This is a genomic window from Gillisella terrae (assembly GCF_004801395.1).
Classification (GTDB): Bacteria; Pseudomonadota; Alphaproteobacteria; order Rhizobiales; family Rhizobiaceae; genus Allorhizobium; species Allorhizobium terrae.
Window position 1 is genome coordinate 420,972 of record NZ_SSOA01000004.1, and the last position, 13,299, is coordinate 434,270.

The window sequence follows — 13,299 nt, forward strand, 5'->3', positions numbered from 1 at the left end:
ACATACTCTAATTCAACAGACCGAGTTTTGCACACCAATCCCTCAGCGGTGCAAGGGCTGGATGTTCGAAAGCACTGGAAAGATAGTCGAGCGTGCGGGGCATATGCTGCATATAGCCCGGTTTGCCATCGCGTTTCAGCAGCCGAAACCACAGGCCTGCCAGCTTGCAATTGCGCTGGGCGGCCATGATGGCAAAATCGCGCCGGAAACTGGCTTCGTCAAAAGCACCATGGCTGTGGCGATCTGCACAATAGCGCTCTATCAAAGCCACCATCAGCGGACGCTCGATGGTGACGCGGGCGTCCTGGGCAATCGAAGCCAGATCATAGGCCGCAGGCCCGATCATCGCGTCTTGAAAATCGATCAACCCGACCCGATCCGTGCCGGTTTTGTCGCTCTGCCAGATAATATTGGGCGAATGAAAATCACGCAGCACCAGTGATTTTTCTGCACTTTCAAGCTGGTCAATCAAGCCGTCCCACAGGCTCGAATATTCGGCCCGCTCGGAGGCTGTTGCCTCGCGCCCCAGCTTCCACGGAATATGCCAATCGATCAGCAATTCCGCTTCCATTTTCATCGCCACCCGATCAAAATCAGGAATGCGGTGAATGTGGCGCTCCGTGACTTTGATCTCGCGCGGAATATCCAGCGTGTGGATATGGGCAAGGCAGGACGCGGCTGCGATATAGCGTTCTGCCATCGGCTTTTTGTCGTCATCCAGCACGCCATCGCGGCCCAGATCTTCAATCAGCAAAATGCCCTGATCAAGATCGCGCTCGAAAATCGCCGGTGCCGCAAGGCCCTTGGCCTTCAACATCTCGCCAATGGCGACAAAGGGATAGACATCTTCGGCCAGATGCACAATTTGCGAATAGGGTTTGCCATCGCGAATCGGTGGGCCGTTGGGCCGTTTGGCGGCATCCATCAAAATCATCTGCGGGCGGCCCGGTGCCGTGATCACTTCATAAGCACGGGTCGAGGCATCGCCGGTCAGATGCAGACGGACGGCGTTTTTCAGACCGTTTTGATCGAGAAATTGCCGAATGCTCAGGCTGCGCTGAATCCGGCTCAGTTTCACCTCTGGCGCGGTGATGGTGACAGTCCGTCCGCCATCAGCGGTAAAGCTGTAGGCCATGGAGATCGTATCTTTGGGCAGACGATCTTGCGCCCGCTCTGGCCATTCCACCAGACAAATGCCGCTTTCCAGCGCTTCATCAAAACCAAGCTCGTCCAGCTCAGAGGAATCGCCCAAGCGGTAAAGATCGAAATGCGCGGCTGGTATGCGCAGCTCATAGCTTTGCACCAGCGTAAACGTCGGGCTTGGCACTTCCAGTGTATCGTCTTCAGCAAGGGCCCGCAGCAAGGCCCGCGCGAGGGTGGATTTTCCAGCCCCCAGATCGCCAATGAGGGCAAGGCAATCGCCGGGTTTGAGCGCAAGCGCCAGATCCTGCCCAAGCTGCTGTGTCGCAGCTTCATCGGCAAGAGTGAGCTGAAAAGGAGCCGGTGCCGCCGTCATTCTGCCGCGGCAACCGTATGAGAGATTGTGCCGGATGGAATCCGGCAAACAACCGTCGTGCCCTGATTGGGGGCGCTGTTGATGGAGACGGAGCCATTGTGCAGAGACACAAAGCTTTCAACAATCGACAGCCCAAGGCCAGCACCTGAACGCTTGCCGCTCTTGGCATTGGAGGAGAAGCGTTTGAACACCGATGGCAGCATGTCTTCAGGAATGCCGCAGCCGGTGTCGGTGACGGAAAACACGAAATCCGCACCTTCGCGCCAGCATTTCAGCACCACGGTTTCGCCTTCGCGCGAGAAATTCACGGCATTGGTGACGATTTTGATCAAAATCTGCTTCAAGCGCTGCTGATCGGCAACGATCTCGCCAAGCTGCGGCGGTACCATGATCTCCAGTGTCACGCCACCTTCCTGCAAGCGGTCGGTCATCTGCATCGACACATCATCCAGCAGATCGGTCAGATCAATCTCGGAATAGTTCAGCCGCATGATGCCGGCGTCCACCGTTGCCAGATCGAGAATGTCGTTGACGATGGTGAGCAGCACCGAAGACGAGGTGGAAATATGATCAACATATTCCGCCTGTCGCTCGTTCAACGGGCCAATCGCCGAGGTTTTCAAAAGGTCGGTAAAGCCAATGATATTGGTCAGCGGTGAGCGCAGCTCATAAGACACATGCTGAACGAAGTCATTCTTCAGCTCATCGGCCTTGCGCAATGCTTCGTTCTTTTCCAGCAACGCGCGTTCTGCCCGCACACTGTCGGTGATGTTGACAAAGGTCAGCATGGTCTGGGCATTGGGCAGAGGCGTCACACCATAGTCCAGCACCAAGCCGGACAGCAGCTCGATGGTGCCCTGGCTGGACGGGCGCTCATCTTCAAAGCTGGTGATCATCTTGCCAAAGGCGCGCCAGCCATCCGGCTTGTCATAGGAAGGAAGGCAGGCCGTCTCAATGCCGCGAATATGGGTGCCGGGCGCTGCTTCCGCCTCGGTAATGCCCCAGAGTGCCCGAAATGCAGGGTTGGACAGCCGGATCCGGCCATCGGGACCAAAGACCGCCACACCCTCGGACAGGTGATCAATGGTTTCGCCCTGCACCTGCACCAGCGTGTTGTAGCGGGTTTCCAGATCGACCTGCTCGGTGAGGTTTTCGAACACCCAGGTTGCGCCGCCTTGCGGATGGGCAGAGGCAATGACGCGCAAGGTCTGGCCATTGGGCAGATGCCACAGCACGGTTTGGGTATCGATGGAGCGATAGACCGAAAGGGTGTTCTCTTTCCAGGCTTTCCAGCTCAATTGTTCCGGCAATTTGCCAGCGCTGCGCAGTCGGTCCAGCAATTCACTATGGTCAGGACGCGATTCCAGAAAGGCGAGATCGAGATCCCAAAGCTGCTGGAAGGCCTGATTGTAAAACTGCAATTTCCGTTCGCCATCGAAAATCGCCACCGGCGTGGCCAGATGATCCAGCGTTTCGGCGTGGCTTTTCAAGGTGCGGTTCAGCTCTTCGCGCAAAGCCTCTTCGCGCGAAACATTGATCGCCATGCCGCAAGAGCCGTTGGGCGTTTTTGTATCAACCACGTCAAAGAAGGTGCGGTTGCCATGCACGACGGTGGATACCGTATCGATAAACGGCGAAACCGGGGTCATGGTGGCGCGAATTTTCTCGCGGGTGATGGTGTTGAGAATTTCGCGACCCTCAAGCACCGCCTGATCTGGCGTGAGCGTTTCCACGGCATCGCTATAGGCCTGATTGACCCAGATCAGCTTGCCATTGTTGTCGCGCTGCCAAACCGGCTGCTCCACCGATTCCAGAAGACCCTCAAAGGATTCAATGGTCGATGTCAGGCGGGCCTTTTCAATTTTCAGCTCGGCCAGTTCGGCACGCAGATTGTTGAGTGCCACAAAGCGGGCAAAGGCGCGGCCACCGGAGACGCGACCTTGAACTTCCAGCACTTCATCTCGGTGGGTTTCAACAATCAGATCAAAGCTTTGGGCGTTGAAGCGCAATTTTTCAATGGCCTGATCGAGATCGGCGGCCGATGCCGGTTTAAGCCAGCGGCCAAAGGCCAGAAAGTCGGCTTCCTGCTGCGGTGCGCCGGTTTCAACCGGCAGGTGGCCGAGCTGTTCGGGTTTCTCAGCCTCGCCATCCCAGATCACGATCCGGCGGTTTTTATCGGCAATCAGCGCCTGATAGCGGGAAATGCGCTGGTTGGCCTCAGAAAGGGCCGTGCGCGCTTCCTGGCTTTCGGCCCAAACGGTGTTGCGCTGACGCACCAGCCAGAGCGTGGACAAAAGCGTTGCTGAAATCGCACCAATGACCAGTGAGAAGCCGATCATTTCTGCGGATGAAAATGTGTCGGTGCCGATCAAGCTGTGCGCAAACACAGGTTCCGTGCCAAACACGCCACCCGTGATGCCTAAAGCACTGCCGCGAAGCATTGTGCCGCACCGCAGCCAACGCATGGCTTTTTGACCGATCACGCGCCCGCCATTCGCACCGTGATGTGTCAACCTCAACACAGGCGTCATTCCGGCACGCAGAATGTTACCCGTCCTTCCCCGCAGGAACGGGTATTTCGTATGAACCGTCATTTCCGGTCTGTCTCCGTCCTATTGCCGCATCTTTGACAAGACATCCCCATTTCATGTGCCAATTTAGCGCAACTCCAGTTTTAAAAAACGCAGGCATCAACTGCGTTTGAAAATTAGAACCGCACAAGTGCATCCCTTTTGGGGAAGAAGCCGAACAGAAACCAATTGTCTGTCCACCTCCGCGCACTCACGTTGGCACGCGAATCAAGTGTTAAAACAATACTGTGGATAAGATTTGGCGGGAAGGGGTAGGGCGAAAAAAGAAATCGCGGCCTTTGTCAAGACCGCGACCTCTATATCTTGTGGGTATATGGTTAATAATTAGTATCTGTAGTGGTCAGCCTTGAATGGGCCAGCCGGAGTGACGCCAATATAGGCAGCCTGTTCTTCAGAAAGAACCGAGAGCTTCACGCCGAGCTTTTCGAGATGCAGGCGGGCTACCTTTTCATCGAGGTGCTTGGGCAAAACGTAAACCCGATTCTCGTAGGCATCTGGCTTGGTGAACAGCTCGATCTGGGCCAGAACCTGATTGGTGAAGGAAGCGCTCATCACAAACGATGGGTGGCCTGTGGCATTGCCAAGGTTGAGCAAACGGCCCTCGGAGAGCAGGATCATGCGGTTGCCAGCCGGGAAGGTGATCATGTCCACCTGTGGCTTGATGTTGGTCCAGGTCATGTTCTTGAGAGCGGTGACCTGAATTTCATTGTCGAAGTGGCCGATGTTGCCAACAATCGCCATATCCTTCATCTCGCGCATGTGCTCGATGCGGATCACGTCCTTGTTGCCGGTGGTGGTGATGAAAATGTCAGCCGTCTTGGCAACATCTTCCAATGTCACCACTTCAAAGCCATCCATGGCGGCCTGAAGCGCGCAGATCGGGTCAACTTCCGTGACCTTCACGCGGGCACCCGCGCCGATCAGGGATGCAGCGCAGCCCTTGCCAACGTCGCCATAGCCGCAGACCACGGCAACCTTGCCAGCCATCATCACGTCGGTTGCACGGCGAATGCCGTCGACCAGCGATTCCTTGCAGCCGTATTTGTTGTCGAACTTGGACTTGGTGACCGAGTCATTGACGTTGATGGCCGGGAAAGGCAGCAGGCCCTTCTGGCTCAACTGGTACAGACGGTTCACACCTGTGGTGGTTTCTTCGGTCACGCCCTTGATGGCATCGCGCTGCTTGGTGAAGAAGCCCGGTGTTGCAGCCAGGCGCTTCTTGATCTGAGCAAACAGGATTTCTTCTTCTTCCGAAGACGGGTTCACCAGAACATTCTCGCCCGCCTCGGCGCGGGCACCGAGCAGGATGTACATGGTGGCATCGCCGCCATCGTCGAGGATCATGTTGGAAGGCTGACCATCGGCCCACTGGAAGATCTTGTCGGTGTATTCCCAGTATTCGGTGAGGCTTTCACCCTTGATGGCAAACACTGGAACGCCAGAGGCTGCAATGGCAGCAGCAGCATGGTCCTGCGTCGAGAAGATGTTGCATGATGCCCAGCGAACCTCTGCACCCAGCGCGGTGAGGGTTTCAATCAGCACGGCTGTCTGAATGGTCATGTGCAGGGAGCCGCTGATGCGTGCGCCCTTCAAAGGCTTGGTTTCGCCCAGTTCGCGGCGGCAGGCCATCAGGCCCGGCATTTCCGTTTCAGCAATATCAAGCTCCTTGCGACCGTAATCGGCAAGAGTGATATCGGCGACGATGTAATCCTGTGCATTGCTCATGGCGTTCTCCAGACCGGGATTGAACCGCAGGCCTGCCAACTGGTTTCAAACAGGAGGCAGGCAAGCGACGCCCACCATTCAAGGCAGGCCATTGCAACCGGTGTATCAGGGAAAGCCGATGATGGCAATAATCACATAAAGAGGTCTTTATATCTTTATGTTGTTCTTGGTTTACATTTCCTCGCCAAACTTGTCGGCAACCAGCGCATCCAAAGTGTCAAGCGCCTTTTCGGCATCTACGCCCGATGTTGTCACGGTAATGGTGCAGCCAGGGCTGGCCGCCAGCATCATCAGGCCCATGATGGAGGTGCCGCCCACCGTGGTTCCGTCCTTGGAGACGTGAACCGTGGCCTCAAATGCTTGTACCGTCTGTACAAATTTGGCCGAAGCGCGGGCATGGAGGCCGCGCTTGTTGATGATGAGCAGGTCTCGTGTAAAGGACGTCATGCTGGAAGTGGTTCCTATTTGCCGCTCAAAACGCGGCTGGCCACGTTGATATATTTTCGCCCGGCCTCTGATGCATCAATCAGCGCCTTTTCCATATCATTTTCGCCACGCACACCGGCCAGCTTGATCAGCATCGGCAGATTAACACCGGCAATCACTTCAATCCGGCCGGTATTCATCACCGAAATGGCCATATTGGATGGTGTGCCACCAAACATGTCGGTGAGGATAATGACGCCATGGCCATCATCGGCACGCAGCACAGCATCCAGAATATCCTGGCGGCGCTGATCCATATCATCTTCTGCACCAATACAGATTGTTTCAATGAATTTCTGCGGACCAACAACGTGTTCCACGGCATAATGAAACTCTTCAGCCAGCTTGCCATGGGTGACAAGCACAAGTCCGATCATTCGCTTATAGCTCCCTGCTCAACTGCTGACGGCCAGTTATCGCACTGCAAAAGGCCCGTTTACCCGTCTGTTGATCGAAGATCAATCGCCTTGCCCGCCACAATCTCAAAAGCCACTTCATTCCAGCATCCAACAGCGTAGACACACCGTTCATGATTTGGAATTCCTCTCAACTGGATGGCTATCTTGGCGATGAAAACGTGAAGTGCAAGCATAAAATATTTGCATGCTGCCCATGTTTTGCATTTGTCAAAAAAAATTGGGCAGGTTTTGATAAAACGGTCAAAATCGGGGATCATCGAAGTGGGTACATGTGAGGGGCAAATCTGAGGGGGGAAACAGGGAGCCTGTGCCGCTCGCCGAAATGGCGAACATGATTGATGTTGCCTTCAAAAAGGGGCGTGCTGACCGCCCATACGGCTTTGCATGAGGTTTTTAACCATGGCCACATCGGGGTTGAAGTCGGCGCACAGTCGCAAAACCGGAAGAGACATCTGCGGCAGGATTTCCATGGTTTCATAAAGGTTTGGCAGACGCTCCGTATCACTCCCTGCTGAGACCGGCATCAGCACGGCATCGATCACCGCAGAACGGATGCTGGGCATTTGAACAATGCCGCTGAAGCGGACCTCGATCAAATCCCGGATGGTCTCGGCGCGATGGGCAAGCACTGTCCCAGTTTTTGGCTCGATCCAGATCTGGTCATCGCTGATCAAGGCTGCAAAAATCCCGGTTTGAGTGGCATTTGCCAACAATGTCCTTGCCAGGCGGGATTTTCCAGACCCGCTTGGTCCGACAATCAAAAACCCTTGCCGTCCCAGCACAATTCCCGTGGCATGGATGTTGATCCCGCTATTTTTCATGGGTGCCTGGATCGGCAGGCAGGGTCAGAATGAAGCGCGCACCCAGAACTTTGCCGGTGTTTTCTTCAATAATATTCTCTGCCCGCAGCGATCCGCCATGGGCTTCGGCAATCTGGCGGCTGATGGACAGGCCGAGGCCAGAGTTTTGGCCAAAGCTTTCGCCATCGGGCCGGTCGGTGTAGAAGCGCTCAAAAATCCGGTCGATGTCCTCGGCCTGAATGCCCGGACCATTATCCTCCACCGTGACGATGCAGCGGCTGCGGGTGCGCGAGAGCCGCACCGAAATCAGGCCTTCTTTTTCCGGCACGAAGGAGCGGGCATTCTCGATCAGATTGGTGATAATCTGACCGATACGAAGGTCATGACCTTCAACAATATAGCGTGCTTTCTGATTCTGTTTATGCTCCAGCACATATTCGATTTTCACCGGCTTCTTGTTGCTGCGGATCTGGCGCGAGATCTCGACCATATTGCCAAGCACCACCTCCATATCAACAGGTGACGCATCGGAACGGGCAAGCTCGGCATCCAGGCGCGATGCATCGGAAATATCGCTGATCAAGCGATCAAGGCGGCGAACGTCATGCTGGATAATTTCATGCAGCCGTGCTTTCGAGGCATCGGTCTTGGCCACGGGTAGGGTTTCCACCGCACTTCGAAGCGAGGTGAGGGGATTTTTCAGCTCGTGGCTGACGTCGGCGGCAAAACTCTCAATGGCATCAATCCGGTCATAGAGCGCTGTGGTCATCTCGCGAATGGCGACGGACAGATTGCCGATTTCATCCTGGCGGATGGAGAAATCCGGAATTTCCTCGCGCTCTCTGGCTCCGCGCCGCACCCGAATGGCCGCAGCCGAGAGACGGCGCAGCGGATTGGCAATCGTGGACGACAACAACAGCGACAAAACGATGTTCACCAGTGTGGCAACACCAAACACCCGCAGGATGGCAAGACGCTCGGCATGAACGATCTTGTCAATATCACCGGCCTGCGTTGACAGCAGCAGCACACCAAGAACGGCACGAAAACGCTGCACGGGAACGGCCACCGACACAATCAATTCGCCCTGTTCGGTCACCCGAACGACTGCGCCGCGCACGCCGGTCAGGGCGTTCATCACTTCCGGATAGATCGAGCCATCACCGCCGGGCGCTTCTTTATAGAGCGGAACATTGCCGGGCTGGAGCATGCGGTTAAACATTTTGCCAACCCAATCGCTCCAGCTTTCGGTATCGCCTTCAACGGGTTGCAGATCATAGCGCAAAACCTGTCCGCGTGAATAAAGATGGCGCGAATCCAGCAGCAGATTGGCATCGGCATCAAACAGGCGGGCGCGAGTGCGGGTTGGCGAAATCAGGCGCCGCAACACTGGTGCCACCCGCTCCGGGTTGATTGGAAACTCCAGATCCTCATCATTGGGCACAGGCGTAATGCTTTGCCCAGCCTGCAATTCCAGCAGCTTTTGCGGATCAATGGTGATGGAATTGGTATCCACAGACGCAGACGCCGCAATGGCCCCGGCAATGATTTCGCCCTGCGTCAGCAGGCTTTCCACCCGCGCATCAATCAGCCCCTCGCGGAACTGGTTGAGATACATGATGCCGCCCACCAGCACGATGAGTGCGGCAAGATTGAAAAACACGATGCGCCGGGTCAGGCTGGAAAAAACGGCATTGCCGAAAATCCGCCTGATCAGCGTGAAAGGGTGGGAAAAGGACAAGCGCCGTGAGGCTGGGCGACCTTCGCCCAGTTCATTATCCTTATCCGCAGTTCGTCTCATCAAGAGAGTAGCCTTTCAACCGTCATGTCAGCTCTGGTGTAGAGCAACGCTTACGCACTTTCGCGGAAGCGGTATCCTACGCCATAGAGCGTTTCAATCATGTCGAAATCATTGTCGGCCATTTTAAACTTTTTTCGCAATCGCTTGATGTGGCTGTCAATGGTGCGGTCATCAACATAGACCTGCTCATCATAGGCGGCATCCATCAAGGCGTCGCGGCTCTTGACCACGCCGGGGCGCTGGGCCAGCGAATGCAGAATCAGAAATTCTGTGACGGTCAAGGTGACAGGTTCACCCTTCCAGGTGCAGGTGTGACGCTCCTGATCCATCACCAATTGCCCCCGCTCCAGATTGCGGGCCTGCTGTTCGGCGGCTGTTTTCACATTGCCACCGGCGGCAGCACTTTCGCGGTTGGCGGCGCGGCGCAAAATCGCCTTGACGCGCTCGACCAGCAGGCGCTGGGAGAAAGGCTTGGTGATAAAGTCATCGGCACCCATTTTCAGGCCAAACAACTCGTCAATCTCTTCATCCTTGGAGGTGAGGAAGATCACCGGCATATCGGATTTCTGCCGCAGACGGCGCAAAAGCTCCATGCCGTCCATGCGTGGCATCTTGATGTCAAAAATTCCAAGGTGCGGGGGGCGCGCCAAAAGTCCATCGAGCGCTGATGCGCCATCGGTATAGGTTTCCACCTTATAGCCTTCCGCCTCCAGAGCAATGGATACGGACGTCAGGATATTCCGGTCGTCGTCAACCAGCGCGATTGTTTGCATTCGGCTTATCTCCGTCATCTTTATGCGTCTCCGGCTTTCCAGCCATCTCGTGATCAATGGTCCCTGCTGAAAAGCTTCATGAGGGTAAAGGTGGAACAAATTGTGGCAAAGATAAAGGGGCAGATGCGGATGATCTCGCCATCAGCATGAGAGATGAAAAAATCGTCAGACATCGCCCGCTTGAAATTGAACCGATTTAAAAACTGGCATATCAGTTTAAACCGATTAAATATATGATTTTATTGGATTTTATTGAAATTTCACCCTTGCAAATTTAAAATCTAAGCTCTAGCGTTAAGTCATATTCATACCGCCAATCCTGCCAAAAAAGGAAATATCTCATGGAGGAGCTTGGAGTGAACAATACCAAGACAGGTGTTGAGACGATGGGTTTGGGCAAGGCCGCTCGCGTCCACTATAACCTTCTTCCGGCTGCTCTCTATGAGCACGCCATTCGCAATGGCGAAGCCACCCTGACCGCCGACGGCGCATTGTTGGCAGAAACCGGCCAGCACACCGGCCGCTCTCCGAAGGACAAATTCATCGTTCGCGATGAAAACACCGATGGCAAGATCTGGTGGGATAACAACAAGCCGATGTCGAAAGAGCATTTCGACATTCTGCACAAGGATATGCTGGCTCATGTGGCAGGCAAGGATCTGTTTGTGCAGGATCTGATTGGCGGTGCCGATGCGGCCAACGCGCTTCCAACCCGTGTGGTAACGGAATTGGCGTGGCATTCGCTGTTTATCCGTAACCTGCTGATTCGCCCGGATCGTGCAACGCTGGAGACGTTCGAAGCCAAGTTCACCATCATTGACCTGCCAAGCTTCAAGGCTGATCCTGAGCGCCATGGCTGCCGCACTGAAACGGTGATCGCTTGCGATTTCACCAACAATATCGTGCTGATTGCTGGCACCTATTATGCCGGTGAAATGAAGAAGTCGGTGTTCACCGCGCTCAACTACATGCTGCCCGCCAAAAAGGTCATGCCCATGCACTGCTCGGCCAATGTTGGCCCGGCGGGTGATTCGGCGGTGTTCTTCGGCCTGTCGGGCACCGGCAAAACCACCCTGTCTGCCGATCCATCGCGCACGCTGATTGGCGATGACGAGCACGGCTGGGGTGAAGACGGCATCTTCAACTTTGAAGGTGGCTGCTACGCCAAGACCATTCGTTTGTCGGCGGAAGCCGAGCCGGAAATTTTCGCCACCACCAAGCGTTTCGGCACAGTGCTGGAAAATGTGGTGCTGGATGAAAACCGCGTGCCGGATTTCAATGATGGTTCCAAGACCGAAAACACCCGTTGCGCCTATCCGCTGGATTTCATTCCGAATGCATCGGATACTGGCCGCGCTGGTCATCCCAAGACCATCATCATGCTGACCGCTGATGCCTTTGGCGTGATGCCGCCGATTGCCAAGCTGACGCCTGAGCAGGCCATGTATCACTTCCTGTCCGGCTACACCGCCAAGGTGGCTGGCACGGAGCGTGGTGTGACCGAGCCGGAAGCAACCTTCTCGACCTGCTTCGGTGCACCTTTCATGCCGCGTCATCCGGCTGAATACGGCAATCTGCTGAAAGAATTGATTGCAACCCATCAGGTGGATTGCTGGTTGGTCAACACTGGCTGGACCGGTGGCGCTTATGGCGTTGGCAGCCGTATGCCGATCAAGGCGACCCGCGCGCTTCTCACCGCCGCCCTGTCGGGTGAGTTGAAAAAGTCCGAGTTCCGCACCGATGCGAACTTCGGCTTTGCGGTTCCTGTGGCTGTGGATGGCGTGGACACCAAGATCCTTGATCCGCGCTCAACCTGGGCCAATGGCGCAGACTATGACGCACAGGCCAAGAAGCTGGTGGGCATGTTCATTACCAACTTCGAGAAATTCGAAGCGCATGTGGACAGCAATGTGCGCGAAGCTGCTCCGGTTTTGGCGGTTGCAGCTGAATAAAAGGTTTCACGTGGAACCTTATTTTAAAACCCGGCGATAGCATCGCCGGGTTTTTGCATTTTGAATCCGGCTTTATGCAGATTGGAATCCGGGTTTGATCAGGCGTCACTTTTCCGCTACAGCCAAAGAATAGCAAGGCTGGACAAAACCCATGGCGAGCGATCCGCTCTATATCAACGACAGAATCACGATTGCCGGTTGGGAACTGACCGAGCAATTCGTGCTGGCCGGTGGTCCGGGTGGGCAGAACGTCAACAAGGTGTCAACCGCCGTTCAACTGTTCTTCAATCTGGTCGGCTCACCGTCCCTGCCGGAACGTGTGAAAACCAATGCCATCAAGCTGGCAGGCCGCAGGCTCTCGAAAGAAGGCGTGCTGATGATCGAGGCCAGCCGGTTTCGCAGTCAGGATCGCAACCGCGAAGATGCGCGCGAGCGTTTGAAAGAATTGGTTTTGGAAGCCGCCAAACCGCCGCCGCCGCCACGACGCAAAACCAAGCCCACCAAAGGCTCGGTTGAGCGCCGTTTGAAAGCAAAGACAGGGCGGGGCGAGATCAAGAAAATGCGCGTCAAGCCCACTCAGGATTGATCATTTGAAACATTGATCATTTCAAATCAGGCTGAAAACCCGAATCAGCACCATTGGCTTTGGCCGCAGACTATGCAGGGTGCCGACAAACATGCGGCGGTTCAGCCACTCATGCGGACCCTCAGGTGCGGTAATATCAATATGTGAAAACGCATAGCGCGGCCCGTCTTTGGGTGTGTCGATAAGAACCCTGTTGTTGACGGTGATAATCGCGCCATCATCGGTCTGCATTTCATAAAGTGCATTCAGAAGCCGCACACCATCCTTGCGCAGCAATTGGCGGTCTGCCCCGCCCGGCATGACCTTGCCCTTGATGCGGGGGCCTGCAAATTCGCCACCAGTGATGTTGATGATCCGCCGATCGCCAAGTGGGGACTGACCCATTTCAATGGTATCCTGAAGCGTGACAATCGCCTCATAGACAAATTCTGTTTTGGGCAAAACGATGGGCACATCGGAAAGTGGACCGCCCGCTGGTGCAGCAGTGTCCGCTGCTTGCGCCTCAAGAGCGCCGACGCCAGCGGCGAGGGCAGTGGTGGCGACGCCAAAAAACAATCGTCTTTGCCGATCAATAGGGTTGGTTGATGAAACGTCTGACATTCTGATTCTCCTCCCAGAGACAGTAAAGTATTGACTACTTACTATCTGGG

General features: G+C 55.3%; 11 protein-coding genes. 2 read left to right on the forward strand and 9 right to left on the reverse strand.

Annotated elements, in window-relative coordinates:
• Positions 1–7 precede the first annotated feature (7 nt).
• The 8 genes from tsaE to E6C51_RS11450 all read right to left on the reverse strand — a co-directional run bounded on the left by tsaE (position 8) and on the right by E6C51_RS11450 (position 10,111).
• Positions 8–1,516, reverse strand: a complete 1,509-nt coding sequence (tsaE, locus tag E6C51_RS11415; protein WP_190236002.1) for a tRNA (adenosine(37)-N6)-threonylcarbamoyltransferase complex ATPase subunit type 1 TsaE — start codon at positions 1,514–1,516, stop codon at positions 8–10.
• Positions 1,513–3,981 (reverse strand): sensor histidine kinase, encoded by a 2,469-nt coding sequence (locus tag E6C51_RS11420; protein ID WP_190236047.1) that lies wholly within the window; start codon positions 3,979–3,981, stop codon positions 1,513–1,515. The genes tsaE and E6C51_RS11420 overlap by 4 nt, the downstream gene beginning before the upstream one ends.
• 450 nt (positions 3,982–4,431) lie before the next feature.
• Entirely contained in the window at positions 4,432–5,832 is a 1,401-nt protein-coding gene (ahcY, locus tag E6C51_RS11425) for an adenosylhomocysteinase (RefSeq protein WP_190236003.1), read from the reverse strand.
• 171 nt (positions 5,833–6,003) lie between these two features.
• Entirely contained in the window at positions 6,004–6,279 is a 276-nt protein-coding gene (locus E6C51_RS11430; protein WP_146933941.1) for an HPr family phosphocarrier protein, read from the reverse strand.
• Positions 6,280–6,293: 14 nt separating this feature from the next.
• On the reverse strand, positions 6,294–6,695 hold the full coding sequence (locus E6C51_RS11435; protein WP_146933939.1) for a PTS sugar transporter subunit IIA: 402 nt from the start codon (positions 6,693–6,695) through the stop codon (positions 6,294–6,296).
• A 389-nt stretch (positions 6,696–7,084) separates the two neighbouring features.
• Complete coding sequence (locus E6C51_RS11440; protein ID WP_190236004.1) at positions 7,085–7,558, reverse strand: HPr kinase/phosphorylase; 474 nt, start codon at positions 7,556–7,558, stop codon at positions 7,085–7,087.
• Positions 7,548–9,338: a sensor histidine kinase gene (locus E6C51_RS11445; RefSeq protein ID WP_146933935.1), complete on the reverse strand. Its 1,791-nt coding sequence runs from the start codon at positions 9,336–9,338 to the stop codon at positions 7,548–7,550. The genes E6C51_RS11440 and E6C51_RS11445 overlap by 11 nt, the downstream gene beginning before the upstream one ends.
• Before the next feature lie 50 nt (positions 9,339–9,388).
• Positions 9,389–10,111, reverse strand: coding sequence for a response regulator transcription factor (locus E6C51_RS11450; protein ID WP_146933933.1), 723 nt, complete (start codon positions 10,109–10,111; stop codon positions 9,389–9,391).
• A gap of 341 nt (positions 10,112–10,452) precedes the next feature.
• Between E6C51_RS11450 and E6C51_RS11455 the strand changes: the two genes are divergently transcribed.
• Positions 10,453–12,063 (forward strand): phosphoenolpyruvate carboxykinase, encoded by a 1,611-nt coding sequence (locus E6C51_RS11455; protein WP_190236006.1) that lies wholly within the window; start codon positions 10,453–10,455, stop codon positions 12,061–12,063.
• 151 nt (positions 12,064–12,214) lie between these two features.
• Entirely contained in the window at positions 12,215–12,649 is a 435-nt protein-coding gene (gene arfB, locus E6C51_RS11460; RefSeq protein WP_146933928.1) for an alternative ribosome rescue aminoacyl-tRNA hydrolase ArfB, read from the forward strand.
• Positions 12,650–12,670: 21 nt separating this feature from the next.
• On the opposite strand, the gene E6C51_RS11465 is transcribed toward arfB, so the two are convergent.
• The gene (locus E6C51_RS11465) at positions 12,671–13,249 is read right to left on the reverse strand and encodes a DUF3237 domain-containing protein (RefSeq protein WP_190236007.1); all 579 of its coding nucleotides are present in this window, start codon (positions 13,247–13,249) and stop codon (positions 12,671–12,673) included.
• Positions 13,250–13,299 lie beyond the last annotated feature (50 nt).

Coding starts and splice junctions, on each gene's coding strand:
- tsaE (WP_190236002.1), bottom strand. CDS start 1,516: ATGACGGCGGCACCGGCTCCTTTTCAGCTCACTCTTGCCGATGAAGCT.
- E6C51_RS11420 (WP_190236047.1), bottom strand. CDS start 3,981: ATGCGTTGGCTGCGGTGCGGCACAATGCTTCGCGGCAGTGCTTTAGGC.
- ahcY (WP_190236003.1), bottom strand. CDS start 5,832: ATGAGCAATGCACAGGATTACATCGTCGCCGATATCACTCTTGCCGAT.
- E6C51_RS11430 (WP_146933941.1), bottom strand. CDS start 6,279: ATGACGTCCTTTACACGAGACCTGCTCATCATCAACAAGCGCGGCCTC.
- E6C51_RS11435 (WP_146933939.1), bottom strand. CDS start 6,695: ATGATCGGACTTGTGCTTGTCACCCATGGCAAGCTGGCTGAAGAGTTT.
- E6C51_RS11440 (WP_190236004.1), bottom strand. CDS start 7,558: ATGAAAAATAGCGGGATCAACATCCATGCCACGGGAATTGTGCTGGGA.
- E6C51_RS11445 (WP_146933935.1), bottom strand. CDS start 9,338: ATGAGACGAACTGCGGATAAGGATAATGAACTGGGCGAAGGTCGCCCA.
- E6C51_RS11450 (WP_146933933.1), bottom strand. CDS start 10,111: ATGCAAACAATCGCGCTGGTTGACGACGACCGGAATATCCTGACGTCC.
- E6C51_RS11455 (WP_190236006.1), top strand. CDS start 10,453: ATGGAGGAGCTTGGAGTGAACAATACCAAGACAGGTGTTGAGACGATG.
- arfB (WP_146933928.1), top strand. CDS start 12,215: ATGGCGAGCGATCCGCTCTATATCAACGACAGAATCACGATTGCCGGT.
- E6C51_RS11465 (WP_190236007.1), bottom strand. CDS start 13,249: ATGTCAGACGTTTCATCAACCAACCCTATTGATCGGCAAAGACGATTG.